Below are 26005 nucleotides of genomic sequence, written 5' to 3' on the forward strand. Positions count from 1 at the left end.
GGTCCTGACTTGCGAGAGCATTTGCCCGCGTCCTAACAGAGGCAGGCAAAATGCTCAACGTTGCTGGCGTGCAAACCAGACACTGGCGACAGCGAGCGCAATGAAACCGAGCGGAAAATACAGCCGGATGCCGAGGACGACGAACTGATAGAGTGCCGTCAACATCGTGAACACGAACTGGAAAACCCAGGTGATGGTGAACACGGGCGCATGCCATTGGACATAGTAGGAGCGGTATTGCAGCCCAAAGAGGCCGCCGGTGCAGGCGATCGTCGCTGCGAGAAGGCAGACGAAGGCGGCGGCGAGGGCGATCTCCCAGTGGCGTCCGAGCGAGACGAGCCGCGCCAGGAACAGCCCAATCGGGAAAGCGAGCGCACCGCCGGCAGCATAAAGCAGCGAGACGAAGCGGATCTTTGCCGGGGTCTCCCAATCGTACTGCAGCAGATTGAGCAGCGCGCTGGCGCCCATCGCTGTGGCCCACAGCAAGGCACCGGCAAATGCGGCGCGCAGCGACGGCAGAGCGCGGCGGAGACGGCGCAGAGCGCTATAGCGCATGGCGGGGAACGTCAAAGGCGACCGGTTACCGCGATCCAGCGATAGTCCGGCCCTTCGAAGCCGTATTGGCGCACCGCGATCAGCACGGCATAGGCGCTGAGGCTATCCAGCGAAAATGTCTGAACCGCGCCGATCTGGTAGCCATTCGGACAGCCTCTGCTTTGCGGGATCGATTTGTCCTCGTGGATAATCCTCGTCTGGCCGCCGTCCTTCGCCTCGATGCGCAGCAGGCGAAAGCCATTGATCTCGCCCTGGCTCTGGCAGCGTTCGGTGTCATTCATGCCGATCTGGTCGAGCCGGAACTCAAGCGGATCGTCGACCGGCGAAAAGATCGGGCGCGGATTGACCACCATCCGGAAGGGATCGGCAGAAAGCTCGGTCACCGGGTTGAGGCCGGCGGTGATGCCGCGATTTGCCGTCAGTTCCGCCTGACTGACGATCGCTTCGCCCTTTTGCCGGGCCTGCAGCCGCGCTGCGTCCACCGCGGCATTCTCGTCGTCGAGCCGGACATGGATCGGCGAACCCTTCAGGAAACTGTCGTCGGCCGTGTCGATATAATAGCGGTTCGCATAGGGAAATCCCGATCCGTCCTGGACGCCGTATTCCTCGAAGGCAAAGACCCCGCCATCACGGCTGAAGCCGAGGATCTCAAGCTCGGCGACATCGCCTGCGTGGGCGGCGGCCAAGGTTGCAAGCGGGGCAAGCAGGCAGACGGCAAACAGGGCAAGATTTCGCATGGGGCTTTCCATTCAGGCGGTCGACGCCGTTAAATTCCTATCACGATGCCGTCAAAAGATCGTGCTGACTGAAACACAAAGTCGATGCATCCAATCCGGCCGTCGTTTGTTATTGTCGGCAGCTTCACCGCATCGTGCCTTCCGAAAATCAGGATCTATTTTCGTAAGGCACGGTGCATTGATTAAAAATGTTTAGAGCGTCCTTTGCGCGTTCAAAAGGACGCGCGGCGCTCTAAGGGAGACCCCCATGACAGATGCAGCCAAGATTCGCGAACGTATGGAAGTGATCGGCGCCGACGGCGTCCATGTCGGTACCGTCGACAAGGTTGACGGAGATCGTATCAAGCTGACCAAGCGCGACAGCGGCGAGGGCGCTCACAGGGGCCATCACCACTTCATTCCTCTCAGCCTTGTCGCCGAGGTCGAGGGCCAGAAGGTGCGGCTCTCAGCAAACTCGGATGTTGCGGTCACGTTCGAAGAAGAAAAATCCGAACCCACCTGATCATAAGTCCAGTCTGATTACGGCTCACCCGAATGAGCGTGGCGCGGTCAGCGCGACGACCAGACCGGGAACAGATCGCCCTCGGCCGGCGTCGCGGCAAAGACGCCGCGGCTGATGGCCCGCGCCATCGTGGCGCCGGCCGCGGCGTAGAGATCGATGGCATCGTTGGGTGCGAGCTCGATGCCGCTCTTGCCCGTTGCCAGCGCGAAGACCAGATCGCCGTCTGCGGGCGTGTGCGTCGGCCAGATGGCACGGACAAAGCCGTCATGCGCTGATATCGCCAGGCGTTTGGCGGCGGCCTTGGTGAGTACCGCATCGGTGGCGATCACGGCAATGGTCGTGTTGGCGCCGGTTTCCGCCTGCTCTCCGGCATGCCTGTCACGGAACTTCAGCAGGATCTTTCTGGCATCGTCAGGCATCGGGTGGGGATAGCCTAAGCCGCCGAACTCGTCGCCGATCTCGAACGGCGCCGCCCAGAAATGGCGGGTCCCGGCGACCGTCACCGAGCCGGTTGGGTTGACGGCGGCGAGCGCGCCGATGGTGACGCCGCTGTCCAGCACTGTCGAGGCCGAGCCGAGCCCGCCCTTCAGGCCGGAGCTCAAAGCCCCGCTACCTGCGCCGGCAGTGCCGAGCGCAAAGTCGATCGCGGCGGCTTGCCCGGCTTCGTAGCCAAGGTCACGGTAAGGCGGATACCGGTCCCAATCCTTGTCGCCGCCATTGCGCAGGTCGAACAGGATCGCCGCCGGCACGATCGGCACCCGAAAGCCGCCGACCTCGACGCCGATGCCTCTTTCGCGCAATGACGCCTGCACCCCCGACGCGGCGTCAAGGCCAAAAGCCGAGCCGCCCGAAAGCACCACGGCATGGATGGCGTGGATCGAATTGTGCGGCTCGAGCAGGTCGGTTTCGCGGGTGCCCGGCGCACCGCCCAGGATTTGCACGCCGGCGACGGCCGGTTCGTCGCAGACAACGGTGGTCACACCGGATTTCAGCTTGGCATTAGCCGCATTGCCGACACGCAGGCCGGCGACGTCGGTGATGAGATTGCGCGGACCCGTATGGAACATCCCTGTGCTGGACATCATTGGCTCTCCACCGGCACGAAACGGCCGCCGTCGAAACGGTAGGCGCGATAAGGATTTTGCGTCAGGTCACCTTTTTCGTCAAAGCGGATCGGTCCGATCGCCGTGGTGAAGTCGTGCGCGGTCAACACGTTGGCCAGCCTCTCGCCGGAGCTTTGCGTCAATGCTGAGGCCGCCTTGGCGATCTCGACCGCGGCATAGGCGGGCAGCGTGTAACCTTCCGGCACGATGTTTTGTCCGGCAAAGCTTTGCAGCACCTTGGGGTCGGCGACATCGGCCCATTCGGGCGGCGCGATCATCAGCGTGCCGGCGGCATAAGGCGCGTCGCCGAGCGGCGCCCGCAACGCTTCGCCGCCGGCAAACACCATGCCGGTGTCGAGCTGGCCGGCATCGCGGCCCATAATGGCGACATCATCGCCGTCGCCGCCGGCAAAGACATGCGTTGCGCCGGCTTTCTTCAGCCGGCCGATCAGGCCGATCTGGTTGTCGAGCTGCGGCCGGAACGTGTCGACGAACACCGGCTTCAGAGCCGCCTGCTCGGCGGCTGCCCGAAACGTCTCGGCCATTTCGCGGCCGTAGATGGTGCCATCGTCGACGACGGCGAACAGCTCGTTCTGCCATAGGCGGGTGAGGATGGCTGCGACGGCATTGCGCTCGTCGTCGCCGCGCGGCCCGAGACGATAGATCGGCCATCCCGTCTTGGCGCGCCGGTCGGTCAGGCTTTCCGTGCGGACGCCGACGGTGATCACCGGGATGCCAGCGTCCTTCAGGATCGGCAGCGCCGCCTCGATTGCGTCGGTGCAGAGAAAACCGACGGCGACATTGACTTTCGCCGCGGCGAATTCCCTCGCTGCGGCGGCGCCACCATCGGCCGTGCAGGCGTCATCGATCGTCCTGATCTCGGTACCGTCAGCTTCAGCCGCCATTTTCGCGCCTGCCTCGATCTGTTTGCCGAGCATAGCCGACGGCCCCGACAAAGGTGCCGCGACGCCGACCAGCAGCGTCTCGGCATTTGCACTGCAGGCGACCGAGAGCCAGGCCAGCACCGCTATCGTGGTTGTCCAAGGTCGCATGCGAGCGAAGAATTCCTCCGCGCCGATCGCGTGTTTTGCCGGCGCCAATGCCGTCAAGACCTAAAGGCTGGCCAGCTTTGGCGCAACACGGGAATTCGGGATATAGCTCAAGCACTTCGCTTGTGGCATGCAATATCCCGCCATATATAACGGTTGGTTCTGACTAGTGGAAATCATCGGTGCTGAAGAAGAATGACATCGGGCCGCAGGCCTACCGCGACGCGATGGCCCATTTTGCCGGCCATGTACATGTAGTCACCACCGATGGCCCCGCCGGCAGGCGCGGCGCGACGGTGATCGCGGCCTGCTCGGTGTCGGACACGCCGCCGACCATCCTGGTTTGCCTCAATCGTGAAAATTCCAAGAACGAGCCGTTCGTGGAAAACGGCAAATTTGCCCTGAACACGCTGGCTTCGGATCAGGAGCCGCTGTCGATCGGCTTTTCCGGCATTACCGGCCTACCGGTCGAGGAGCGTTTCGCGCTGGCCGAATGGGATGTGATCTCGACCGGTTCACCGACGTTGAAGGGCGCCCTTGCCGTCTTCGACTGCGAGTTGGTCGACACCAAGGATCTGGCCACGCACCGTGTGCTTTTTGGCAACGTGACAGGTTTGCGCATCGGCGATAATTTGCGGCCACTGATCTATCACAACCGCGGCTATCACGCTCTGTAGAGGCTTTAGATGGCCGCGCCCACGGAGACAGAATGACCGAGTTGAAACAGTGTCCGGCGCCGCGGACGATCGACGAGACGCCTGTCGGAGAAATGGAACGGCTGCATAAATCCTGCCGGCGGCCGATCTGGTTGAACCCGCTGCTGCGCTTCGACGGCTTCGAGGCGCGTGCCCGCGGCGTCAAGGCGATGCTGCCGCATGTCGACGAATTCCGTTCGGTGCACAATCTCGATGCGCTCGCCGATCTCTGTGCGTCGCTGGATAAAAAATTCGGTCCGTTCGGTCGACCCGCGCAGATGGATCGAGGCTGGTGCGAAGCGCGTGGCATAACCACATGTCTCCCTGGGAGAAAATCATGGAACACAGCATCTATCTCGATGAGGCCCGCGACCCGCTGATCATCGCGGAGAGCTGGATGAAGGACGGCAAGGATGTCGCCATCGCCACCGTGGTCGAAACCTGGGGTTCGGCACCGCGTCCCGTCGGCAGCCACCTGGTCATCGACGCCGAAGGCAATTTCCATGGCTCCGTCTCGGGCGGCTGCGTCGAAGGCGCCGTGGTGACCGAGGCGGTCGATGTTATCGATAGCGGCAAGGCGAAGATGCTGGAGTTCGGGGTCGCCGACGAAACCGCCTGGCAGGTCGGCCTGTCCTGCGGCGGCCGCATCAAGGTCTATGTCGAAAGGCTGGGCTGATTCTCGATGGATCCTTACGCGCTGAAGACACTCAACGCCGAACGCCGCGCACGCCGCGCGGCGATCCTGGTCACCGACCTCGGCGACGGCCGCGACCGTGTCGTGCGCGAGGGCGACCGGGTAGCCGGCGAACTCGGGGCGGCCATCGCCAAGGCATTTCGCACGGGCAATTCCGGTTCGGTCGAAGCTGAGGGGCGGACGTTCTTCCTCAACGCACATCTGCCGCAGCCGCGCCTGGTGGTGATCGGCGCCGTCCACATCAGCCAGGCGCTGGCACCGATGGCCAGGATCGCCGGCTATCCTGTCGAGATCATCGATCCGCGCACGGCCTTTGCCACGTCCGACCGCTTTCCCGACATCGCGCTGCATGCCGAATGGCCGGAGGATGTGCTGAAGCGTCAGCCGCTCGATAGCTATACGGCGCTGGCTGCTCTCACCCACGATCCGAAGATCGACGATTTCGCGCTGAAGGCGGCGCTCGACGCCGGCTGCTTCTATGTCGGCGCGCTCGGCAGCCGCAAGACCCACACCAAACGTGTGGAACGCCTGCTGGCTTCGGGGGCGACCGCCGACCAGATCGCTCGCATTCATGCCCCGATCGGCCTCGACATCGGCGCCGCCAGCCCGGCCGAGATCGCCGTCGCGGTCTTGGCGCAAGCGATCCACGCCTTTCGCTCCCGCGGCCTCGAATCCAAAGGCGCGGTCGCGTGAAATTTGGTCCCGTTGCGATCGATGCGGCCGAAGGGGCAGTGCTTGCGCACGCCACCACAGCCGGAGAGCGCCGCTTCCGCAAGGCGCACAGGCTAAGCGCCGAGGATTTGTCCCTGTTGAAGGCCGCTGGCATTTCCGAGGTCGTCGCGGCGGTGTTGGCGCCCGATGATCTTAGCGAGGATGCGGCCGCCGAAAAGATCGCCGCATGTATGGTCCACCGCAACATCGAGGCGAAGCCCGCCGCGACCGGCAGGGTCAACCTCCACGCGCACGCTGCCGGCATGTTCACCGTCGACGCGGCGATGATCGACGCTATCAACGCTGTTGATCCGACGATCACCATCGCCACGCTCGCGCAGCATGCGCCGGTCGAAAAAGGTCAGATGGTAGCAACGGTGAAGATCATTCCGTTTGCGGTCGCCTCCGCTTTGGTCGATGCGGTGGCAAGGATCTGCGCCGGCGGCGAGATCTTTGCCGTCAACGCCTATCAGCCGGTGCGCGTCGGCGTCATCCAGACGGTGCTGCCCGGCATCAAACCCAGCGTACTCGATAAGACGCTGCGCGTCACCGAAGCACGCCTGGCGCGTTCGGGCGGCAGGCTGACGGCGGAGCGTCGAACGCCGCATGAAATTATTCCCGTCGCCGAGGCTGCGGCCTCGCTGATCCGTGACAACGATATGGTGGTTATCTTCGGCGCCTCGGCGATGGCCGATTTTGGCGACGTCGTTCCCGCTGCCATCGAAAAGGCAGGCGGCACTGTCATCCGCGCCGGTATGCCGGTCGATCCCGGCAATCTGCTGGTGCTAGGCACTCTAGGCGGCAAGCGCATCATCGGTGCGCCAGGCTGCGCCCGCAGCCCCAAGGAGAACGGCTTCGACTGGGTGCTCGACCGGCTGATCGCCGGTCTCGACGTGACCGCCAGGGATATTGCCGGCATGGGTGTCGGCGGGCTGTTGATGGAAATTCCGACGCGGCCGCAGCCGCGCGAGCCATTGCCGGCCAAAGCCGAACCAAAGGTCGAGATCGTGCTTCTGGCCGCCGGTCGCTCCAGCCGCATGGGCGGGCCGAACAAGCTCTTGGCGCTCTTCGACGGCAAGCCGCTGGTCCGTCGCACTGCCGAACGCGCGATCGCTTCGAAAGCCGCGGCCACCATCGTCGTCACCGGCCACCAGCGCGAGCGCGTGCGCGATGCACTGTCGGGCATGGATGTGACCTTCGCGGACAATCCGGATTTCGCCGAGGGCCTGTCTTCGTCGCTGAAGGCAGGCATCGCAAAGATTTCCGGAGACGCCACCGGCGCCATGATCGTCCTCGGCGATATGCCCGGCGTCGCCTCGGCCGACCTCGACAGGCTGATCGAGGCGTTCCGCAAGTCCGAATGGCGATCGGTGGTGCGCGCCTCCCATGATGGCCGGCGCGGCAACCCGGTGGTGCTGCCGCGCTCGCTGTTCGCCGCGATCGCTCACCTCGGAGGCGATACCGGTGCCCGCCATCTGGTCGAGGCCGAAGGGCTCGACGTCATCGATGTCGAGATCGGCGAAGGGGCAGCCGTCGATGTCGACACGCCCGAGGCGCTGGAAAGCGCCGGCGGCGTGCTGCAGGATTGACAAACCAAAGCCGAAAAACGCATGGCTGCGGGATGGCCTTTCGTTCCTGCTTCCGGTTCCGCTTGCCTCCCTCTGGCCTCCCAGCCCTGCTGATGGCGATTCTTTTGCCGCTCTCTTGCGCCGCCTACGCCAACGCTCTCGAACTCAAACCCTTCAAGGATGATCTCTTCGCCTATCCGGCGACGCTCTCATCCGAAAACAACGGCGCCTATTCGGTTATCGATTATCGTGAGATGCGCGACATCAACGCCCGCGACGAAGTGCCTGAACGTCGTGTGCATGCGCAATACACCGACACCGGCGTGCGTAAGGTGCAGCAGGATCTGTTGCTGCCGACCGATGCAGGCAATGTCCGCCACATCGCCGTCGGCAAGGTCGGGGGCGCCAGCATCATCGTACTTTATCTGCACGGACAGGGTGGCAGCCGTAAGCAGGGCACCGACGACTTCACCTTCGGCGGTAATTTCAACCGCATCAAGAACTTGATGGCCGGCAATGGCGGCCTCTATCTGTCGCCGGATTTTTCCGACTTCGGCGACGCCGGTGCCGCCCAGATCGCCGCATTGATCGGCCACTATGCCGAACAATCGCCGCGCGCAAAAATCTTCGTCGCCTGCGGCTCTATGGGAGGCGCGTTGTGCTGGAAGCTGGCCTCCCGCAAGGATACCGGCGGGCGCATCGACGGGCTGCTGCTGCTCGGCTCGCTGTGGGATGAGAGTTTCTTCTCAAGCCCGGCCTTCAAGCGCCGTGTTCCGGTCTTCTTCGGCCAGGGCAGCAAGGATCCGGTGTTTCCGGTCGAGAAACAGGAAGGCTTCTTCCGCTCCATCCTGGCCAAATCGAAGAGCTATCCCACGCGCTTCGTCCGCTTCGAGACCGGCACGCATGGCACACCGATCCGCATGACCGACTGGCGCGGCACACTCAACTGGATGTTGTCGAAGGCCCCTTAGGGCGCGGTGTTGTAGTCGACGACCGTCTGCGGATTTTCCTCGCCGTCGTAAGACGCGTCGACATCGTACTGGACCAGGGAAAAATCGCCGTTGCGGAACAGATAGGTTCCTGATGAAGAGGCATCGCCGATGCCACGCCATTTGTTGAAGGTGGTGATCGTCTTGGTCTCTTCGTCGTAGTCGGAATTAGTTGCCCAGTCGGAGGTCTGGAAGCCAACTATGGTCATGCCCAGCAATTTGCCGTCGCTGTCATTGTTCTCGTAGCGGATGTCCATTTCAGGTTCGGCGAACTGCAATTGTCTCACGCCAAGCACGTCGTCGCTCATGTAATAGATCGAGTTTTCGTTGTAGGCCGCGGCCGAGCAGGCGAAATGGAAAAGCCGCGTTTCGCTTTCGGGATCGCTGGCAGCCGCATCCTTGTCCTTATAGTGGATCGAGAAAATGTCCGGCTCCTGCGCCAAAAGATCCTTGTCGCACTGGTCGCCATAAGTCGCGGCAAACGCCTTGTTGGCCTGCTCAAGCGCTGCGTCCTTCTTAGGCGGCGGCGGTCCTTCGCCGCAGCTTGCCGGCACGGCATCCTCGAAATCGGCCTTTGACGGTTTCAGCGCACCCTTGTCGATGAAGATCGCGCGAAATGGCGGTTCCTGGATCGAGGCGTTGATCTGGCGCAGCGTATAGCAGCCGGCAAAGACATTCTCGCTGCCGTCCTTGGCCGTCGCCCGGATGGCGACCGGAACGCTGTAGTAGATGCTGCCGGCAGCCCCATCTTCGGATACGCCACCGGTTTTGACTTCGACCGTGTCGGTGCTGTCATAGCCTTTGACGAAGGAATTGAAATCCTTGGCCGGCTTGGTGTCGCCGAAATAGTCCCAGGCGCGCGCGAATTCGTGCCGGCTGATGGCACTATAAAGCGACCGGATGACCGCTTCGGCATTCGACCTGTCGTCGATATAAGGCGCGTCTGCGGCGAGCGCCGATTGGCCAGCAACGGCAAGCGAGATAAAAGCGGTCGCTGCAAAAAGGGCGCGTCTCATCGGGAACCTCCACTCGATGAAAAATCCTATCATATCGATTGCGGCGACGTGGTGACGCTTGAACAATCGCCTGCGAAAGCGCTACCTCTCGCCGTCGGCAGTCGGGCCGCGTGGAGATTTCTTGTGACCATATCAATGTATGAAGCATCCGTGCCGGTATTTTCGGCGAGGCTGAAGGCACTAGCCAATGTGCTGGACATTGCCGAGCAAAATGCGGCTGATCGCAAGATCGATCCGCAGGTGTATCTGACGGCGAGGCTGGCGCCGGACATGTTTGCGCTGACCAGGCAGGTACAGATTGCCACCGATCACGCCAAGGGCGCGCCGTCGCGGCTTGCCGGGCGTGAGGTGCCAAAATACGAGGACAATGAGGCGAGCTTCGCCGATCTGCAGGCGCGCATAGCCAAGACGCTCGATCTACTCGCCACGTTCTCGGCAGCCGAATTCGATGGTTCAGATGACAGAATGGTCGAACTGCGGCTTGCGGGACGCGAGGTTTCGATGCCGGGAATGCAGTATCTGCTGCATGCCGCCATGCCTAATTTCTATTTCCACCTGACCACCGCCTACGACATCCTGCGCCACAACGGCGTGCCATTGGGCAAGTCGATCTTCCTCGGATTGCGTTGAGGTCCGCTCGTGAGATTTCCCGCTGCGGCGGGATATCTCACGGTGCGCTGTTTAGCGCAGGGACATTTCTCGGGCGATGCGCGGGAAATCGGCCGGCTTGACGCCGATATCGGCGCGATCGGCATTGCTCATCGAATGGAGCAGCGCCAGTGCCGCACGATAGCGCAGCTGTTCCCGCGGACGCGGACGGGCGAACATCAGTGAAGAATCCCATGATTCAAGCCCCTTATTGAACCTCCACGGCCGTCAATATAGGCAGATCATGACAATTGTGCAGTGCAGCATTCGCATGGCAGCCATGCTGCCCTGATCTTTTTTGACATAATTCGGCTGTTCCGGCGAAACTTCTGCGGTGCTTCGACCGTAGGCCTCAGTGCCGGCCCTTGGCCGGTTTTTCCTCGCCATTCCTGGCGAACTTCCGGACTGCATTCACATGCAGTCCGGCTTTTTATTGGCCGCTGGGATGAACCCCGTCCGCCGGCGTCCTGGGAAAGTCGCCTGACCTGCCGTCGGTGGGCTTGGAAGCGGGCGGCGCTTTCCTGTATGCTATTGCTTCCTCCTCGCGCAGCCGCGCAAAATTCCCGCCGGAGAAACTCCATGCACAAACGCCGTCTCGGCCAGACCGATCTTTTCGTGTCGAAGATCTGCCTCGGATCGATGACCTGGGGCCAGCAGAACACCGAGGCGGACGGTCACGCCCAGCTGGATCTGGCGTTTGCGCGCGGCGTCAATTTCATCGACACCGCGGAACTCTATCCGATCCCGCCCAAGGCGGAGACACAAGGCCGTACCGAGACAATCATCGGCAATTGGATGAAGGAGAAGCGCAATCGCGGCCAGGTGATCATCGCCTCGAAGGTGGTTGGTCGCACCGCCAACACCTGGTTTCGCGGCGACCGCCCGTCTAAGCTGGTGCGCGCCGATATCGTCGACGCTATTGAAAAGTCACTCGCCAGGCTCAACACCGATTACATCGACCTCTATCAGATCCATTGGCCGGAACGCGACGTGCCGTGGGGCGCCAATCCGAACCGCATCGGGGCCGTACCGCGACGATCCGATGCCGCCGGCGTGCCGGAAGGCGAGACGCCGATCGCCGAGACGCTTGCCGTATTCGATGAACTGGTGAAGGCCGGCAAGATCCGCCATTTCGGCCTGTCGAACGAGAATTCCTGGGGCGTCATGCGTTTCATTGCCGAAGCCGACAAGGGCCTCGGCCCGCGCGTCGCCTCGCTGCAGAACGCTTATAATTTCGTCAATCGCACCTTCGAGGTGAACCTTGCCGAAGTCTGCGAGCGCGAGCAGGTGTCGCTGCTTGCCTATTCGCCGCTGGCGCAAGGCTATTTGACCGGCAAATACGATCATGGCGCGCGGCCGCAGGGCTCGCGCTCGCAATTGTTCAACCGCGGCCAGCGCTACGAGACGCCGAATACTGCCGAGGTGCAGCTCGAATATAACCGGTTGGCGCGCACCTTCGGCATGGAGCCGGCGCTGTTTGCCAATGCCTATGTCTCGAACCGGCCCTTGGTCACCTCGAACATCATCGGCGCCACGACCATTTCGCAACTCGAAATGGCGCTCTCTTCCGCCGACGTGGTCTGGACCGACGAGATGCAGAAAGCCGTCGCCGCGATCCACCAGCGCGTCGGCAATCCGTGCCCTTGATGCGTCGGGACGTAGTTGTCCGATAGTCATAAGGGGAGGGAACAGCCATGGACTTCCGGATCGACGCGGTGCGCGCGAAATTTCCGGCCTTGTCGTTGACCGACAAGGGCCGCAGGCGCATTTATCTCGACAATCCTGCCGGCACGCAGGTGCCGCAGGCGGTGGCGGACGCAGTATCGCGTTGCTTACTGACCACCAATGCCAATCTCGGCGGCTTCTTCGAGACCACCATTGCGGCACAGGACATTGTCGACGAGGCCCATCTGGCGATGGCGGATTTCCTTGGCGCGGCAAGTCCGCAGGAAGTCATTATCGGCGCCAACATGACGACGTTGACCTACCAGATGTCGCGAACGCTTGGCCGTACGATGAAACCCGGCGACGAGATCATCCTCACCCGCATGGACCATGAGGGCAACATCTCGCCCTGGCTGCAACTGGCTGAAGACCTTGGCCTTGTCGTGCGCTGGCTGCCTTTCGACCAGCAGAGCTGGCAGGTCGAGGAGGCAGCACTCGCCGCGCTGCTTTCCGAGAGGACGCGGCTCGTCGCGCTCAACTATGCCAGCAATCTCACCGGGTCGATCAACCGGGTGAAGGCGTTGACCGGCATCGCGAGGCAGGCTGGTGCGCTGGTCTACGTCGATGCCGTCCAGTTCGCGCCGCATGGCCTGATCGACGTCCAAAACCTCGGCTGCGATTTTCTGATCTGCTCGGCCTACAAGTTCTTCGGCCCGCATATGGGAATTTTGTGGGCCAGGCTGGACGTCGTCGATGCACTGCAGCCGTACAAATGCCGCTGCTCGTCCAATGCCCTGCCGGAGCGCTTCGAGCTCGGCACGCCGCAAATTGAATTGATGGCCGGCCTGTCGGCGGCTGTCGATTATTTTGCCGACCTGGGCGCGGCAGCCGGCGCGCAAGCGTCGCGTCGGCAGAAAATCGCCAAGGCCTTCGAAGTTTCAATCGCTTACGAGAACCCGCTGGCGCAACAGCTGATCGATGGTCTGTCGGATATTACCGGCCTGACCATCCACGGCATCACCGATCCGAAGCGGATCAATGAGCGTGTGCCGACGGTGTCGTTCACTGTCGAAGGCATCGTGCCGGAGACGATCGTGCGGCAGACGAATGCCGAAAACATCTTCCTGTGGTCCGGCCACAACTACGCCTGGGAGATCGTGCACCAGCTCGGCATTCCGGCCGAGCAGGGCGTGGTGCGCATCGGCATCGCTCATTACAACACTGCAGCCGAGATCGAAGAGACGCTGGAGAGCGTGCACCGCGTTGTCGCCATGCTGAGGCAGGAGCGATCCTGAGCGGGCCACGCGGGCGGATCATCGCTTGTGGGCGCCGCCAAAACCGGTGAGGAAGGCGGTGAGATTGTCGCCGAGTTCGTCGCAGAGATAACCGCCTTCCTGGACGATGACCGTCGGCAGGCCGAGCCCGGCGATCGCCTCGCCAATGCGCGAAAAACCAGACGTGCTCACCGACAGTCCGCCGAACGGATCGCCTTCGAAGGCGTCTAGCCCCAGCGCCACCACAAGCGCATCGGGCGAGAAGGCGTTGATGCGCTGGAACGCTGCCGCGAGCGCTTCGAGGAAAGCCGCATCGCCGGATTTGCGCGGCAGCGGCAGGTTGAGATTGTAGCCGAGGCCGGCGCCTTCGCCGCGCTCGTCGGCATAGCCCCAGAAAAACGGATAGAACCGCACCGGATCGGCATGCAGCGACACGGTGAGCACGTCCGGCCGGGCATAGAAGATGCCTTGCGTGCCGTTGCCGTGGTGCAGGTCGACATCGAGGATCGCCACCCGCGCCGCCTGCTTGCGCAGAACCTGTGCGGCGACCGCCGAATTGTTGATGAAGCAGAAGCCGCCGGCGACATCGGCAAAGGCGTGATGGCCGGGCGGCCGGCACAGCGCATAGGCGGCCGGCGCTCCCGACATCACCGCCTCGGCGGTTTCAACCGCGCTCCAGGCGCTCCAAAGCGCGCTCTGCCACGTCTCCCCGGAGATCGGGCAGGCGGTGTCGGCCATGTGGTAGCCGGCTTGGCCGACCGCCGAGGCCGGATAGGAGCCGTTCCGCGCGATCGGGTGGATGTTGGGGATGACCTCGGCCGAGGCGCCCTCGATGCGCTGCCAGCGCGCGAAGATATGCTGGAGGAAATCGAGATATTCCGGCGTATGCACCGCCGCAATCGGGCCGAGCCCGTGATCCCGCGGCCGTTCGATCGTGCAGCCGGCAGCCTTTGCGCCGGCTAACAATCGCTCGACCCGTACCGGCTTTTCCGGATTGGGCTGCGGCGCGCCGCTTGAGAGGAACGCCTTCGGGTCGTGGCGCTTCTGTTCTTCGGCATAGAAGGCTTTCATGTTGGCTCCTCCGGTGCGTCGGCAAAGGCGAAAAAGGCCTCGCCGACGATCTTTTGCACCTGCTCGTAGCTCGACCAGGCAATGCCCAACCGTTCGTAAAAAGCCTTGGCGGTCTCGTTGTCGGTGTCGACGGACAGCCTGAGGTAAACGCCGCCGTCTTTGCGGCATTGCGCCGCGACCCGGCGCAGCAGGCGCTCGCCGATCCTGCGGCCGCGAAACCGGTCCTCGATATAGAGGTCCTGCACATAGACGCCGGGCCGGCCCATCCATGTCGAGAAGATCGGAAAATAGAGGCACAGCCCGGCAAATTCGCCGCCGACTTCGGCGATCAAGGTCGAGAAGGCAGGCTTTTCGCCAAATCCATAGGTGCGGAGATCCTGAGCTGTCGAGGCGATCTCCTGATGGGCGCCGACATGCGCGCCCAGCCGTAGGAGCGCGGCGTGGATGGTTTCGACGTCTTCGCTGGTGCCGGGGCGGATAAGTACGTTTGTCGATGGCGTACTCACGGCAGGCAGAGTGCCCAGGCACCCCCCTCTGTCCTGCCGGACATCTCCCCCTCATGGGGGGAGATTGGTAGCTTCGATCTTGTCGCCCATCCTGCAACATCGGCAATTGGCGAAGGCCGCAGTGATGTCCAATCTCCCCCCTTGAGGGGGAGATGTCCGGCAGGACAGAGGGGGGTGTGACGGATCACAATCATCTCAGGCCACAACCATCAGAACGCCACACGGTCGCCGCCCTTGAGCGCCAGCATCTGCCGCGCCTCGGCCGGCGTTGCAACGTCCAGCGACAATCCGTCGAGCACGCTGCGGATGCGGCGCACCTGGTCGGCATTGGACTTGGCGAGCTGGCGCCCGTCGTAGAGGCTGTCCTCCAGCCCGACGCGGACGTTGCCGCCCATCGCCGCCGCAATCGAGATCATCGGCATCTGGTGGCGTCCGGCGGCCAGCACCGAAAACTGGTAGCTGTCGCCGAACAGTTTGTCGGCGATGTGCTTCATGTGGACCAGGTTTTCGGGATCGGCGCCGATGCCACCGAGGATTCCGAACACGAACTGGATGAACAGCGGTCCCGACACCAGCCCGCGGTCGCGGAAATGCGCCAGCGAGTAGAGATGGCCGACATCGTAGCATTCGAATTCGAAGCGCGTGCCGCATCCGCGCGCAAGCTTTTCGAGCACCGTCTCCATGTCGGCAAAGGTGTTCTTGAAGATCGTGTCGCGGGTCGCTTCGAGCAGCTTCGGCTCCCATTCGTGCTGCCACTCCCGCGGCCGGTCGAGCATGGGGAACAGCGCGAAATTCATCGAGCCCATATTGAGCGAGCACATTTCCGGCGCGGCCCTGAGCGGGGCGGCCAACCGCTGGTCGAGCGTCATCAGCGAGGAGCCGCCGGTGGTGATGTTGATCACCGCATCGGTCGCCTGCTTGATGCGCGGCAGGAACTGCATGAACACCTCGGGGTCGGCGGTCGGCCGCCCGTCCTTAGGGTCGCGGGCGTGAAGATGCAGGATCGAGGCACCGGCTTCGGCGGCGGCGATCGCGTCGGCGGCGATCTGGTCCGGCGTCACCGGCAGATGCGGCGACATCGACGGCGTATGCACCGACCCGGTGACGGCGCAGGTGATAATGACTTTTCGCGGTGCCATGGTCGCCTCAACCTTCGACCGGCAGGTCGAGCTCGCCGGCCAGCACCTCGAGCGAGTCGCCGATGATGGATACGATCTCGCCGATCTGCGCGGCGGTGACGATCATCGGCGGCGCGACCATGAAATTGTCGCCGTCGACACCGCCCTTGACCTTGCGTCCGTAGATGATCAGGCCGCGCTCATAGGCGAGGTCGAGCAGGCGCTGGGTGGCCATTTTCGCGGGCTCGATCGGCCTCAGAGTGTCGGGATCGGCGACCATTTCGGCACCGGTGAGCAGGCCCTTGCCGCGGACATCGGCGATGAATGGAAACCGTTTGGCCAATCCCTTCAGTTCGTCCATCAAAAGGTCGCCCATGACAGCCGCGTTGGCGATTAGGCCGAGGCGGTCCATTTCGCCGAGTACGGCGAGCCCGGCGGCGCAGGCGAGCGGATTGCCGGCATAAGTATGGCCGTGCTGGAAGCCGCCCGATGCGAGCAATGGCTGCACCAGCCGCATCGGTGCCGCCAGCGCGCCGAGCGGCGCGTAGCCCGAGCCCAGCCCCTTCGATAGCGCAACGATGTCGGGCTTGCAGTTCCAGTGGTCGCCGCCGAGGAATTTTCCGGTGCGACCCGCACCGCTCATCACTTCGTCATGGATGAGCAGGATGCCGTAGCGATCGCAGATCTCGCGGATGCGCGGATAATAGCTGTCCGGCGCCACAAGTGCTGCCGTGGCAGCGCCGCCGACCGGCTCCATGATGAAGGCGAGCACGCTTTCCGGCCCCTCGGCGAGGATCTTTTCTTCCAGCATATCGGCGTAGCGGATGCCGCGCTGTTCCATCGATAGATTGTCGCGGTCGCGCCAGGCGATGGGCGCCGGCACGGTCGGCATGACCTGCATCATCGGCGTAAAATTTTCGGCCAGCGCATCGTCGCCGGTGACGGCGAGCGCACCCAGTGTGCCGCCGTGATAGGAGGGAAAGCGCGTGATCACCTTCCAGCGGCTGGGCTGGCCCGTGGCGACCGCCCATTGCCGCGCCAGCTTAATGCAGGATTCCGTAGCTTCCGAGCCGCCGGAGACAAAGAAGATGCGGTCCAGGCCCTCGGGGAGTTTGGCCGCCAGTTGCCGCGCGAGCTCCTCGGCCGGTTCGTTCTCGAAATGCAGGCGGTAAGCGAAGGTGGCGCGGTCCATCTGCCGTTTCATCGCGTCGAGCACGTTGCGGTTGGAATGGCCGATATTGGCGACCATCGGCCCGCTCGATCCGTCGATGAAGCAGCGGCCGTCCTGCGTCCACATGTAGATGCCTTCGGCGCGGTCGATCAACGGCCGGCGCAGGCTGGACAGATAAAACAGATGCGAGGCTTCGCGGGCTTCCGGGGCAGGGGACTTCAGCATGTCATGACTTTCCAAGATAGCGGTCGAGGACATTTCTGGTGACACGCTCGACCATCGCATCCTGCCTTAGCAGGCCGGCAACCCATTCGCAGCTTCCGGCGTGAAACACCTCGCCCTTGCCGCGCCGGAAATTGACGATCATGCCGTTGCCGCGTTTGACCTTGTCGAGATTGGCATCGCTTGCCTCGCCGAACAGCGTTTCGGCGGTGAAGCGCCCGTCCTCGTCGCCGAGAAACTGGTCCTTGAGCGGAATGTCGGCGCTTTCCTCGACCTGGCTCGCCATGCCGACGGCCAGCACTTGCAGGCCGTCCGGTGCGCCGCTGTCGGGCTCGGGGTAGGGCAGGCCGCCGCGGATCTCGAAGTCGAGCCCGTCGACCTCGTAACCATAGACATGGCTGTCGGCGCCGAGCAGGTCGCCATAGTAGATGCCGGTACCGGCAAAGGCCCAATGCTCCGGCCGGTAGACCGGAAAGCCGCGCACGCCGCGCGGCGCGCAGCCGCCCCAGCCGGCATAGACGCCTCTTGTCGCGTTGAGGCCGAAGGTCGCCGCACCCGGCCGGCCGATTTCCGGCGCCTCCCAGGAGTTAGTGGCGCGCCTTATGTCGCCGCCGCGATAGGCCGGGTCCTCGGCGCGGGCGCGGTATTTGTAGCAGACCTGCCGACGCCCTTCGTCCTCCAGCCTGGTCTGCCACATGAAATTGCCGGCAAAGCGCGCTGCATGGCCGCCGCGCTCGACATAGGTGTCGACCGCATCGCGCATTTCCCAGGTCCAATATTCGTCGTGGCCGACGAAGACGACGCAGTCATAGCCGTCGAGGATGTCGGGCGAAAAATGCAGATCGTGCTGGCTGGCGAGATCGACGGCGTAGCCGGCACGCTCGGCGAAGCGGAAGAAATGGCTGTCGTAGCTTGCCCAGCCCGACGAGGCGTATTTCTTGGAATGGCCGGTAGCAAAGGCCCATTCCATATGCGGATAGCGCGGCACGGTTTTCGGCTGCACGGCGACTTCGAGCGGCACGCGCGGCGCGTCCTTGGGCAGCACGACGAAGCCGCGGCACCACGGCCGCTGCGTCGATACCATTCGTGCATACTGGTCGCGGCCTGGCCCGGTGATGCCTTCGTAATGGTTGGAACCGCCCCATGTGTTGTAGGCGAGCCAGGTGCCGGTGGCCGCGACCTGCAGCACGCGGCCGGGTTTCTTGCCGGGTTGCGGCGCAAGGACGAAAAGATGGTGGCAGCGGATCACCTCGCCGTCCCGGCCATCTGCCGTCAGTGTGACGCGATAGGCGCCGGACGGCCAATCGTCGCCGATGCGAAACTCGAACGACACTTGCCAGCCGCAGCCTTCGACCGAACATTGATCCGGCGTATCCTGCCAGCGCGCCGCGATACCGGCCTCCTCGAACATTGTCGCTTCCGCGCCGCCGTCGCGGATGATCGCGATGCCGAAACTGGCGGCTGTCGAACTGACATGCAGCGCCATCATGTCGCCAGGACGGTAGGAAAAACGGTCGCTGTAGCACCAGATTTCGCCACGCCCGCCATCCATCCCCGGCCATTCCCAGTAATGGCTGCGCACCGCCTGGCGTCGCTGCTCCGGCGTCAGTCCGAAATCGGGAAACTCTGTCGGCAGATGGTTCATGGACACCGCTAAGGTCGAAGGCCGCCATTTCGGCCATCGGCCGGCCAAGCGTCAATTGGAAACGATCGGGCCAGCCATTGCCGGGCCGCTCCCTTGGCCTTGCCGGCCAAACAGACTATCTCACAAGGGCGGCCTTGTCCGCATGGGAGCCGATATGCTGAGAGTGCAAAAGGTCAGGGTCGACGACATCTACGTGCCGACCGCGCGCAAGAAGACGCTGCATCCCGAAACCGTCCGCCATCTGGCCGAGGACATTCTGGAAAACGGCATGAAGATGCCGATCCAGGTGCGCCATGACGGCAAGCGCCACATCCTCGTCGAAGGGTTGCATCGGCTGGAAGCGGCCAAGTGGCTCGGCGAGACCGAGATCGACGCCTATCTGGTGCAAGCCAAGCGTCACTGAAGCCACTCATTTCCGTCGTTCGAATCTCCGGTCCCGCGGATTTTTTCTCGCGAACCGTGTCGGCTTGCGTCTTGTCGGTTCGTCCTAGACACGAAAGCCAAAACCGACATGTGAGGAAACACCATGACCACCAAGCTCGACATCGCCCCCAACTCCGACCGCGAGTTGGTTCTCGCCCGCATCATCGATGCGCCGCGCGAGAACGTCTATCGCTGCTGGACCGAGCCGAAGCTCTTGACGCAATGGTTCGCGCCGAAGCCGTGGACGACGCCGCGCGCGGAGATGGATGTTCGGCCCGGCGGTACCAGCCTCGTCGTCATGGCCGGTCCTGACGGCAACGAGTTTGCGAACCCCGGCGTCTTCCTCGAAGTCGTGCCGGGCAGGAAGCTCGTCTTCACCGATGCCTATACCAAGGCGTGGGAGCCTTCCGCCAAACCGTTCATGACCGGGATTGTGACACTCGAGGACGAGGGCACGGGCAAGACCCGCTACATCGCCCGGGTTGCGCATTGGTCGGTCGCCGACCGCGAACAGCACGAGAAAATGGGTTTTCACGAGGGCTGGGGCCAGTGCGCCGAACAGCTCGAGGAGGTCGCAAAGCGACTTTGATGCAAACGGGAGAGGGAGACTGATATGTCCAGATCTATATTTTTTGCCATTTTCGCCTCGGCCGCCGCGCTCTTTGCGGCGCCGGGCACCATCAACGCAGAGGAGGCCAAGCCCGCCATGACGACCGCAACCGCAACACTGCCGACGCCGGAAAAATCCGGCCTGCTGCCGATCAACGGCCTGAACTATTATTACGCCGTCTATGGCAAGGGCGAGCCGCTGCTCCTGCTGCATGGCGGTCTCGGCACGACCGACATGTTCGCGCCGATCCTGCCGAAGCTTACCGAAAACCGCACCGTCATCGGGGTCGACCTGCAGGGCCATGGCCGCACCGCGCTCGGCGATCGGCCGCTCAGCCTGGAGGCGATGGGCGACGACATGGCGGCGATCGTCAAGGCGCTCGGCTACGACAAGGTCGACGTCATGGGTTATTCGCTGGGTGGCGGCGTCGCCTTCCGCATGGCCGTGCAGCATCCCGACGTGGTGCGACGGCTCGTCCTGGTCTCGACCGGCTACGCCGCGGACGGCTTCTATGCCGAGATGCGTGGCCAGCAGGCACAAGTCGGCGCGGCGATGGCCGACATGATGAAGGACACGCCGATGTACAAATCCTACGTCGCGGTCGCGCTGCATCCGGAGGATTTTCCGAAACTCCTTGACCAGCTCGGCGCCTACATGCGCAAGGACTACGACTATTCGGCCGACGTGCCGAAGCTGAAAATGCCGGTGATGCTGGTGTTCGGCGACAGCGACATGTACCGGCCCGAGCACGAGATCAAATTCTATCAGATGCTTGGCGGCGGGCTGAAGGACGCCGGCTGGATGCGCGAGAACCTGTCGCAGAACCGTCTGGCGATCGTGCCGAACCGCACCCATTACGACGTGTTCTTCGCGCCGGAACTGACAGCTGCCGCGCTGCCGTTCCTCAATGGCGAGACCAAGGTCAAGACCTGGGATGAGGTCGTCAACGAAACTAACTGACGCCCGGTCAATTGTCTGCCGGCCGTCTCTCGCGAGATGGCCGGTTTTCGCGGCATGAGGCCTTGGGCCCGGCGCGTCGGGCATCGTGTATCGGCCGGATCACAGGAACCGATGGCGCCCTATCAAAGCTTTTCAATTGACGCTGCCATGCCCGTCGCTACGGTTCGCCGATCTTCTCCAAATGACGGATCGGAGCAATGGCAAGATATCAGGGTGGATGTTTATGCGGGGCGGTGCGCTACCGCGCCGAGGCGGCACCGATCAATGAGCGCGTCTGCCATTGCCGGATCTGCCAGAAGGCGCTGGGTGCCGCCTTCAACGCGCGCGTGCTGTTCCGCATCGACGATGTGACGGTCGAAGGACCGCTGGCGATGGTGAATTCCTCCCCCGATCTCAAGCGCGGCTTTTGTCCGCGCTGCGGCACGACGATGTTTTCCCGACGCGATTCCGCCGGCATCGTGGGCGTCACCACTGGCTCGCTCGACGATCCCTCAGTGTTCAGGCCTGAGATGCACATCTGGACCGCCTCGAAGCAGCCCTGGGTTCAGATCGACGACGGCCTGCCGCAATATGAAGGCGCGCCACCGCCGGTTTGAGGTGAAATCTGGACAAAATTTAATCCGAAGCGACACGAGATAGCCGGCAAAGCGTCATTGGTGGGCCATCATTGCTGCCTATCTATTGTGTGCGGGCAGGCAGTCGAGGAGGCGACGGATGAACGACAGCATCAACACCCTGGACGAACTCTTGAGCGATCCGATGATCAAGCTGGTGATGGAGCGCGACCGCGTGCAGCCGGCGGAACTTCGCACTCTGCTCGAGGAAAAGGTCCGCCGGGCGGACGATGATGTGGCGGTCAACGATCGTTTTGTACCGCCGGCCCACTTGATGGCCACGACCTGCCACAAGCTGTGGCTGTGCGGCTAGGGTCTTGAAGCGGTCAGCCGGAATTTGCCGGCAAATAGCTGTAATGGCTGCGGAAATAAGCGAGCCTGAAGCCGAGGCGCGCATAGTTGCGATACGCCGGCCCGTCGCGTTCGGCGTGCGGCGCCTCGATGTCGGCCACGAACAGTTTTGCACCGGCCGCAAGTCCGTCGCGCACCATCGGTTCGCCGAGCATTGCATCGAGGTCGAAGCTCGGCGCCATGATGCCGGGCACCGGTGCGTCGATGCCGCTCCAGGCCATGCCGTCGGCACCGATGAACATCGAGCGCACCGCCGCCACCGTGCCCTCCCGCCGCAGCATGTAATGATGCCAGCCGCGCCGGCCGGCCAGCACCAGCAACCACGGTGAGGTCGGCAACCGATATTGGCTGTCGATGAACCCAGCCCATTCTCTTGCCGTTGCCGGCGTCACCCGCTCGACCGAGACATCCTTCGTCGGGAAAAGCGGCTCCGTTGGCAATGGCGTGGCGTCGCGAAAGATGCGTTCCCAGCCGCCCTGACGCTGCAGGCCGCGTGCCTCGAGCCAGCAGCTGAGCGTCGCGGGCTCGGTATGCGGATTGGTGTAGAACCAGGGCCGCAGAATACCGGCCTCGCGATAATGCGTCAGAAGCGCATCGAGCCGGCTCTCGGTGGCCGCGCTATCGACACCGAAATTCTTGACGCAGTTGAAATGGATGAACGGGATCGTCGTGCAGGTGGTCCAGACGAGATCGCCATCTTCGGCGATGGCCAAGCCTTGCCTTGCGGCAAAGTCTGCCGGAGCGGCGCGATAGAGATCGAGCCAGGCATTGACCTCGGCGCGTTCGATAACGCGGCTGAGGTCGCGGGATATCTCGTCAATCCTGATGGCAGGCGAGTGCGGCTCCGGCGGGACGACGGGCTGCAATTCTGACAAGGCGGCAGGCTGCATGACGTCCTCCCAAGTATGGCCTTACACTGTAAGATTAGGGGAGACTAATCTCATGCAGTGAGTTGTCAAGCGGGATTGCGAGGCAGCGACGTGGCCGAACGTCGGAGGGATAGCGCCCCTCTGTCCGGCCGATTTCCCGATACAAAGCCCTAACAAGTCGATTCAAACTTTGTTGGTAGTTTCTTGTTAGGAATCCAGCTTGGTTTGTCCGGCGGCGTTGTCCTGCCTTCGGTCTGTTGTGTTTTGCGTACAGGTCCAGATGCGGATATCAGGCGTCGTCATCTTTTCGATCGCAGCGCTGTGCCTTGCCGGCTGCACGTCGACCTCCGGCGTCGATGCGCTGCAAATGCCGTCCAGCGAGACCACCAGCTCGGTTGTACGGCCACCCGCGCCGGTGGCATCCGTGGCGAAAACTGATGCCGCGCCCGCTTTTGCCGAACAGGAGCAGGACGAACAGCCGGTCGCGATGGACGTACCCGATCAGGGCGTCGAACCGCCGGCCGAGGTGATCGCGCTGATGTCGCCGCCGAAGCGGCTGGCACGCGCAGCACCGGCGATGCTTGCCGAGCCGGTCACGCGCTATGGCTTTCGCGACGCCAAGCCGATCAATTTCGGCAAGTCCTCCTCGCCAAGGCGCCTTGCCGTTCACGGCGTCGACGTTTCGCGCTGGCAGGGCAATGTGAACTGGCAAAAGCTGCGCGCCCAGGGCGCCAACTTCGCCTACATCAAGGCCACCGACGGCGGCGATCATATCGACCCGATGTTTACCAGGAACTGGCGCAATGCCGACGCCGCCGGCCTCAAGCGCGGCGCCTATCACTTCTTCTACTGGTGCCGCACCGCCGGCGAGCAGGCCGACTGGTTCATCCGCAACGTGCCGAGGGTCGAGGGCGCGCTGCCGCCGGTGATCGACGTCGAGTGGAACGGCGAATCGAGCTGCAAGCGCCGCCCGTCGCGGCAAAAGGTGCTGGAAAAGATGCAGGTGTTCATGGACAAGCTCGAGCGCCACTACGGCCAGCGCCCGATCATCTACACCGCGCCCGACTTCTACCGCGACAATCTCAGGGGCGCCTTTCCCGATTACCCATTCTGGCTGCGCGCCGTGGCGGCGCACCCATCAAAGGTCTATCCCGACCGCAAATGGCTGTTCTGGCAATATTCCGGCTCTGGCCTGTCGCACGGGGTGAGGGGCCGCATCGACCTCAACGTCTTCCACGGCGATGAGAAGGCTTGGCGAGACTGGACTGGCGGCCGGCAGATGGTGGCCGAGGCGGAGTAGCGCGGCGGGTCGGGTGCTTGGCTTCCACCGTCGGTATCCCGCCGCGGTCACGGCGTGGATCCTAGGGTCTCCGCAACGTCGCTTCGCTCCTGCTCCGCCCTAGGATGACGAAGGAAGGGATGTTCCCGCTAGTTACCGGCCTTGGCGATTGGCCTTCGGCCTCCGTGTCTTCGTCATCCTAGGGCGGAGCGAACGCGAAGCGGAGCGCAGACCCTAGGATCCATGCCGTGCCGTCGAAGAGAAACGCGCGGTGATAGCTACCAGCCCTTGGTTCGGCTGGCGGCTCTACGCCTCTATATATTCGCCAAGCTGACCCCTTTGGGCACATCCAGTCCATCGGCTCGCAAGCCTCCGATGTGAAAGCGTATTGCGTCGCGAATTTCGGTTTCCACCTCGAGCACCGATCGCAATGCAGCCGGGTAGGTCCGGCAGCTAAGCGGAAAAATTGTTTCCGGCTTTTTCGATGACCGCCGCGTAACGCATTGCGCAACCTCTTCGGTTGGAAATGTCATTATGGCCAGCGGCCGATCATCTACACTGACGTAGTTGAATAGCAGCTCCTCCTGACATCCTTCCTGCTCGAAAGAGCACATCGTCGCGGATATCGAGGACGGCTTCGAGTCAACGCTGAGCGCAGGGCGCCGTTCGGTGGGCGAGGGCGTCTACTCCCTCATGCCAGCCTCTTCACCACCAAATCCTCGCTGCGGTCCACTGAGAGCACAGGCTGACCCATCCTCAGGTGTAGCTCGATAGCCGACACGCTTCCCCATAGGGTCCCCGACGTGGCTTGTGACCGACACGTCTCGATCACGCAAAACAGGAGCGCATCATGTCGCAGGCAGAAACAAAAACCCGCACGACTGGTCAGCAGGAGACAAACATGAGCTTGGACAACATTTCACACCCCTCGATCCAGCACTGCGCCGACAGCCTGAACGCCAAGCACAGCAACGGTAGACCGGAGCCCGAATTGGTTCCGTCGCGCTACGCGCTGCAGGTCGGCGACATCGACGTGCTGGTGGTCAGCGATGGAGTGCTGCCGATACCAGCGCCGGTTATGGCATACAACGTCGACCCGGCCCTCCGGGAGGCTTGGCTGGACGACATGTTCCTGCCGCCGGACGTGCTCGAGTGGCCGCTGAACGTGGTCGTCGTACGCAGCGGCGACCGGACCATACTGGTGGACGCCGGGCTGGGGATGGACCCGGACTTGCACTTGCCGAGGGCCGGGCGGTTGGTCTCGCGACTGGAGGCCGCCGGCATCGATCTCGCATCAGTCACCGACGTGGTGCTTACCCATATGCACATGGACCATATCGGCGGGCTGCTCATCGACGGGGTGAAGGACCGGCTGCGTCCGGATCTGCGGATTCACGTGGCGGCCGCCGAGCTCAAGTTCTGGGAGTCGCCCGATTTCTCCCGCGTCTCCATGCCAACGGGGTTCCCGGATGCGCTGCGGCGGGCGGCCAAGCGGTTCGTGAACGACTACCACAGCCAGTTGCGGCCGTTTGAGACGGAGCACGAGGTGGCGCCGGGGGTGGCCGTCACGCTCACCGGTGGCCACACCCCCGGGCACAGCGTGGTCCGCCTAGCGTCCGGCGGCGATCGACTGACCTTCGCCGGCGACGCCGTGTTCCAGGTCGGGTTCGACCAACCCGACTGGCACAACGGCTTCGAACACGACCCCGAGGAGGCGGCCCGCGTCCGCATCAATCTTTTGCGGGAGCTGGCGGCGACCCGCGAGCCGCTGGTGGCCACTCACCTGCCGTTCCCGTCTATCTGCCATGTGGCGGTGGACGGCGATGTCTTTCGTTGCGTGCCGGCTGTCTGGGACTACTGACCCGCTTATTGGGTTAGGGCCGAGCACAGCGTTTGAACGACCGCACGAGCAACGTCGCGAGCTTTGAGTAGCTAGGCATCGGGCGTGCCTGATCGGCTT

General features: G+C 63.2%; 28 protein-coding genes and 1 pseudogene. 17 read left to right on the top strand and 12 right to left on the bottom strand.

All coding sequences use genetic code 11. The annotated features are described in order from the left end of the window. Positions 1–54: 54 nt before the first annotated feature. Entirely contained in the window at positions 55–555 is a 501-nt protein-coding gene (locus tag NKH70_RS20105; protein WP_352714675.1) for a hypothetical protein, read from the bottom strand. 11 nt (positions 556–566) lie between these two features. Continuing rightward, complete coding sequence (locus NKH70_RS20110) at positions 567–1292, bottom strand: DUF2259 domain-containing protein (protein WP_352714673.1); 726 nt, start codon at positions 1290–1292, stop codon at positions 567–569. A gap of 247 nt (positions 1293–1539) precedes the next feature. Between NKH70_RS20110 and NKH70_RS20115 the strand changes: the two genes are divergently transcribed. Next, the gene (locus tag NKH70_RS20115) at positions 1540–1794 is read left to right on the top strand and encodes a DUF2171 domain-containing protein (protein ID WP_023674734.1); all 255 of its coding nucleotides are present in this window, start codon (positions 1540–1542) and stop codon (positions 1792–1794) included. Positions 1795–1841: 47 nt separating this feature from the next. On the opposite strand, the gene NKH70_RS20120 is transcribed toward NKH70_RS20115, so the two are convergent. Continuing rightward, on the bottom strand, positions 1842–2861 hold the full coding sequence (locus NKH70_RS20120; RefSeq protein WP_352978934.1) for a P1 family peptidase: 1020 nt from the start codon (positions 2859–2861) through the stop codon (positions 1842–1844). Between the two features lie 14 nt (positions 2862–2875). After that, positions 2876–3949 carry a branched-chain amino acid ABC transporter substrate-binding protein gene (locus NKH70_RS20125; protein ID WP_352714671.1) on the bottom strand — a complete coding sequence of 358 codons (1074 nt, stop codon included), beginning with the start codon at positions 3947–3949 and terminating at the stop codon, positions 2876–2878. 179 nt (positions 3950–4128) lie between these two features. Between NKH70_RS20125 and NKH70_RS20130 the strand changes: the two genes are divergently transcribed. The 6 genes and pseudogenes from NKH70_RS20130 (at position 4129) to NKH70_RS20155 (ending at position 8585) form a co-directional block, all read left to right on the top strand. Next, positions 4129–4623 (top strand): flavin reductase, encoded by a 495-nt coding sequence (locus NKH70_RS20130; protein ID WP_352467274.1) that lies wholly within the window; start codon positions 4129–4131, stop codon positions 4621–4623. Positions 4624–4712: 89 nt separating this feature from the next. After that, positions 4713–4953 (top strand): annotated as a pseudogene (locus tag NKH70_RS20135) (VWA domain-containing protein); the annotation flags it as partial. A 25-nt stretch (positions 4954–4978) separates the two neighbouring features. Further along, positions 4979–5317, top strand: a complete 339-nt coding sequence (locus tag NKH70_RS20140; protein ID WP_352714669.1) for an XdhC family protein — start codon at positions 4979–4981, stop codon at positions 5315–5317. Positions 5318–5323: 6 nt separating this feature from the next. Continuing rightward, positions 5324–6028, top strand: a complete 705-nt coding sequence (locus NKH70_RS20145; protein WP_352714667.1) for an XdhC family protein — start codon at positions 5324–5326, stop codon at positions 6026–6028. Next, the gene (locus NKH70_RS20150) at positions 6025–7635 is read left to right on the top strand and encodes an NTP transferase domain-containing protein (RefSeq protein ID WP_352910821.1); all 1611 of its coding nucleotides are present in this window, start codon (positions 6025–6027) and stop codon (positions 7633–7635) included. Before NKH70_RS20145 ends, NKH70_RS20150 begins: the two co-directional genes overlap by 4 nt. 92 nt (positions 7636–7727) lie before the next feature. After that, positions 7728–8585: an alpha/beta hydrolase gene (locus NKH70_RS20155; protein ID WP_352714663.1), complete on the top strand. Its 858-nt coding sequence runs from the start codon at positions 7728–7730 to the stop codon at positions 8583–8585. Here the strand turns inward: NKH70_RS20155 and NKH70_RS20160 are convergent. Continuing rightward, positions 8582–9619: a DUF1176 domain-containing protein gene (locus NKH70_RS20160; protein ID WP_352714662.1), complete on the bottom strand. Its 1038-nt coding sequence runs from the start codon at positions 9617–9619 to the stop codon at positions 8582–8584. The genes NKH70_RS20155 and NKH70_RS20160 overlap by 4 nt on opposite strands. A 123-nt stretch (positions 9620–9742) precedes the next feature. Here NKH70_RS20160 and NKH70_RS20165 point away from each other — a divergent pair, with 123 nt between their 5' ends. Next, positions 9743–10249, top strand: coding sequence for a DUF1993 domain-containing protein (locus tag NKH70_RS20165; RefSeq protein WP_352714660.1), 507 nt, complete (start codon positions 9743–9745; stop codon positions 10247–10249). Positions 10250–10300: 51 nt separating this feature from the next. Here NKH70_RS20165 and NKH70_RS20170 read toward each other — a convergent pair whose 3' ends face one another. Then, positions 10301–10447 (bottom strand): hypothetical protein, encoded by a 147-nt coding sequence (locus tag NKH70_RS20170; RefSeq protein ID WP_353025888.1) that lies wholly within the window; start codon positions 10445–10447, stop codon positions 10301–10303. Between the two features lie 399 nt (positions 10448–10846). On the opposite strand from NKH70_RS20170, the gene NKH70_RS20175 reads away from it, so the two are divergent. Both NKH70_RS20175 and NKH70_RS20180 read left to right on the top strand, forming a co-directional pair. After that, complete coding sequence (locus tag NKH70_RS20175) at positions 10847–11914, top strand: aldo/keto reductase (protein WP_353025880.1); 1068 nt, start codon at positions 10847–10849, stop codon at positions 11912–11914. 47 nt (positions 11915–11961) lie between these two features. Next, the gene (locus NKH70_RS20180) at positions 11962–13227 is read left to right on the top strand and encodes a cysteine desulfurase-like protein (protein WP_352714656.1); all 1266 of its coding nucleotides are present in this window, start codon (positions 11962–11964) and stop codon (positions 13225–13227) included. 18 nt (positions 13228–13245) lie between these two features. On the opposite strand, the gene NKH70_RS20185 is transcribed toward NKH70_RS20180, so the two are convergent. The 5 genes from NKH70_RS20185 to NKH70_RS20205 all read right to left on the bottom strand — a co-directional run bounded on the left by NKH70_RS20185 (position 13246) and on the right by NKH70_RS20205 (position 18939). Beyond that, positions 13246–14277 carry a histone deacetylase family protein gene (locus NKH70_RS20185; protein WP_352714654.1) on the bottom strand — a complete coding sequence of 344 codons (1032 nt, stop codon included), beginning with the start codon at positions 14275–14277 and terminating at the stop codon, positions 13246–13248. Further along, positions 14274–14783: a GNAT family N-acetyltransferase gene (locus NKH70_RS20190; protein WP_352714653.1), complete on the bottom strand. Its 510-nt coding sequence runs from the start codon at positions 14781–14783 to the stop codon at positions 14274–14276. The genes NKH70_RS20185 and NKH70_RS20190 overlap by 4 nt, the downstream gene beginning before the upstream one ends. A gap of 209 nt (positions 14784–14992) precedes the next feature. Beyond that, complete coding sequence (kce, locus tag NKH70_RS20195; RefSeq protein ID WP_352714651.1) at positions 14993–15922, bottom strand: 3,5-dioxohexanoate:acetyl-CoA acetone transferase; 930 nt, start codon at positions 15920–15922, stop codon at positions 14993–14995. A gap of 7 nt (positions 15923–15929) precedes the next feature. Continuing rightward, a complete protein-coding gene (locus tag NKH70_RS20200) occupies positions 15930–17297 on the bottom strand; it encodes an aminotransferase family protein (protein ID WP_352714649.1) in 1368 nt (455 codons plus the stop codon). A 1-nt stretch (position 17298) separates the two neighbouring features. Beyond that, positions 17299–18939 carry a N,N-dimethylformamidase beta subunit family domain-containing protein gene (locus NKH70_RS20205; RefSeq protein WP_352714648.1) on the bottom strand — a complete coding sequence of 547 codons (1641 nt, stop codon included), beginning with the start codon at positions 18937–18939 and terminating at the stop codon, positions 17299–17301. 154 nt (positions 18940–19093) lie between these two features. On the opposite strand from NKH70_RS20205, the gene NKH70_RS20210 reads away from it, so the two are divergent. From NKH70_RS20210 to NKH70_RS20230, 5 genes are all read left to right on the top strand, one after another. Further along, positions 19094–19342: a ParB N-terminal domain-containing protein gene (locus NKH70_RS20210; RefSeq protein WP_352492428.1), complete on the top strand. Its 249-nt coding sequence runs from the start codon at positions 19094–19096 to the stop codon at positions 19340–19342. Positions 19343–19465: 123 nt separating this feature from the next. Continuing rightward, positions 19466–19951: an SRPBCC family protein gene (locus NKH70_RS20215; RefSeq protein WP_352714646.1), complete on the top strand. Its 486-nt coding sequence runs from the start codon at positions 19466–19468 to the stop codon at positions 19949–19951. A 24-nt stretch (positions 19952–19975) separates the two neighbouring features. After that, positions 19976–20932 carry an alpha/beta fold hydrolase gene (locus tag NKH70_RS20220; RefSeq protein ID WP_352714644.1) on the top strand — a complete coding sequence of 319 codons (957 nt, stop codon included), beginning with the start codon at positions 19976–19978 and terminating at the stop codon, positions 20930–20932. Positions 20933–21129: 197 nt separating this feature from the next. Beyond that, complete coding sequence (locus NKH70_RS20225; RefSeq protein ID WP_352714642.1) at positions 21130–21528, top strand: GFA family protein; 399 nt, start codon at positions 21130–21132, stop codon at positions 21526–21528. A 118-nt stretch (positions 21529–21646) separates the two neighbouring features. Continuing rightward, entirely contained in the window at positions 21647–21859 is a 213-nt protein-coding gene (locus tag NKH70_RS20230; protein WP_023717422.1) for a hypothetical protein, read from the top strand. A 13-nt stretch (positions 21860–21872) separates the two neighbouring features. Here the strand turns inward: NKH70_RS20230 and NKH70_RS20235 are convergent, their stop codons facing one another. Then, positions 21873–22787 carry a hypothetical protein gene (locus tag NKH70_RS20235; protein ID WP_352910814.1) on the bottom strand — a complete coding sequence of 305 codons (915 nt, stop codon included), beginning with the start codon at positions 22785–22787 and terminating at the stop codon, positions 21873–21875. A 259-nt stretch (positions 22788–23046) separates the two neighbouring features. Here NKH70_RS20235 and NKH70_RS20240 point away from each other — a divergent pair, with 259 nt between their 5' ends. Continuing rightward, on the top strand, positions 23047–24066 hold the full coding sequence (locus NKH70_RS20240; protein WP_352714640.1) for a GH25 family lysozyme: 1020 nt from the start codon (positions 23047–23049) through the stop codon (positions 24064–24066). An 829-nt stretch (positions 24067–24895) separates the two neighbouring features. After that, positions 24896–25906, top strand: a complete 1011-nt coding sequence (locus NKH70_RS20250; protein ID WP_352978875.1) for an MBL fold metallo-hydrolase — start codon at positions 24896–24898, stop codon at positions 25904–25906. The last annotated feature ends 99 nt before the right edge of the window (positions 25907–26005 follow it).

Source organism: Mesorhizobium sp. M0991 (assembly GCF_040318915.1).
In the GTDB taxonomy this organism is placed as follows: domain Bacteria; phylum Pseudomonadota; class Alphaproteobacteria; order Rhizobiales; family Rhizobiaceae; genus Mesorhizobium.

Coding starts and splice junctions, on each gene's coding strand:
- NKH70_RS20175 (WP_353025880.1), top strand. CDS start 10,847: ATGCACAAACGCCGTCTCGGCCAGACCGATCTTTTCGTGTCGAAGATC.
- NKH70_RS20155 (WP_352714663.1), top strand. CDS start 7,728: ATGGCGATTCTTTTGCCGCTCTCTTGCGCCGCCTACGCCAACGCTCTC.
- NKH70_RS20170 (WP_353025888.1), bottom strand. CDS start 10,447: ATGTTCGCCCGTCCGCGTCCGCGGGAACAGCTGCGCTATCGTGCGGCA.
- NKH70_RS20235 (WP_352910814.1), bottom strand. CDS start 22,787: ATGCAGCCTGCCGCCTTGTCAGAATTGCAGCCCGTCGTCCCGCCGGAG.
- NKH70_RS20250 (WP_352978875.1), top strand. CDS start 24,896: ATGTCGCAGGCAGAAACAAAAACCCGCACGACTGGTCAGCAGGAGACA.
- NKH70_RS20105 (WP_352714675.1), bottom strand. CDS start 555: ATGCGCTATAGCGCTCTGCGCCGTCTCCGCCGCGCTCTGCCGTCGCTG.
- NKH70_RS20145 (WP_352714667.1), top strand. CDS start 5,324: ATGGATCCTTACGCGCTGAAGACACTCAACGCCGAACGCCGCGCACGC.
- NKH70_RS20230 (WP_023717422.1), top strand. CDS start 21,647: ATGAACGACAGCATCAACACCCTGGACGAACTCTTGAGCGATCCGATG.
- NKH70_RS20110 (WP_352714673.1), bottom strand. CDS start 1,292: ATGCGAAATCTTGCCCTGTTTGCCGTCTGCCTGCTTGCCCCGCTTGCA.
- NKH70_RS20120 (WP_352978934.1), bottom strand. CDS start 2,861: ATGTTCCATACGGGTCCGCGCAATCTCATCACCGACGTCGCCGGCCTG.
- NKH70_RS20115 (WP_023674734.1), top strand. CDS start 1,540: ATGACAGATGCAGCCAAGATTCGCGAACGTATGGAAGTGATCGGCGCC.
- NKH70_RS20160 (WP_352714662.1), bottom strand. CDS start 9,619: ATGAGACGCGCCCTTTTTGCAGCGACCGCTTTTATCTCGCTTGCCGTT.
- NKH70_RS20220 (WP_352714644.1), top strand. CDS start 19,976: ATGTCCAGATCTATATTTTTTGCCATTTTCGCCTCGGCCGCCGCGCTC.
- NKH70_RS20200 (WP_352714649.1), bottom strand. CDS start 17,297: ATGCTGAAGTCCCCTGCCCCGGAAGCCCGCGAAGCCTCGCATCTGTTT.
- NKH70_RS20240 (WP_352714640.1), top strand. CDS start 23,047: ATGCGGATATCAGGCGTCGTCATCTTTTCGATCGCAGCGCTGTGCCTT.
- NKH70_RS20180 (WP_352714656.1), top strand. CDS start 11,962: ATGGACTTCCGGATCGACGCGGTGCGCGCGAAATTTCCGGCCTTGTCG.
- NKH70_RS20125 (WP_352714671.1), bottom strand. CDS start 3,949: ATGCGACCTTGGACAACCACGATAGCGGTGCTGGCCTGGCTCTCGGTC.
- kce (WP_352714651.1), bottom strand. CDS start 15,922: ATGGCACCGCGAAAAGTCATTATCACCTGCGCCGTCACCGGGTCGGTG.
- NKH70_RS20205 (WP_352714648.1), bottom strand. CDS start 18,939: ATGAACCATCTGCCGACAGAGTTTCCCGATTTCGGACTGACGCCGGAG.
- NKH70_RS20185 (WP_352714654.1), bottom strand. CDS start 14,277: ATGAAAGCCTTCTATGCCGAAGAACAGAAGCGCCACGACCCGAAGGCG.
- NKH70_RS20225 (WP_352714642.1), top strand. CDS start 21,130: ATGGCAAGATATCAGGGTGGATGTTTATGCGGGGCGGTGCGCTACCGC.
- NKH70_RS20215 (WP_352714646.1), top strand. CDS start 19,466: ATGACCACCAAGCTCGACATCGCCCCCAACTCCGACCGCGAGTTGGTT.
- NKH70_RS20210 (WP_352492428.1), top strand. CDS start 19,094: ATGCTGAGAGTGCAAAAGGTCAGGGTCGACGACATCTACGTGCCGACC.
- NKH70_RS20140 (WP_352714669.1), top strand. CDS start 4,979: ATGGAACACAGCATCTATCTCGATGAGGCCCGCGACCCGCTGATCATC.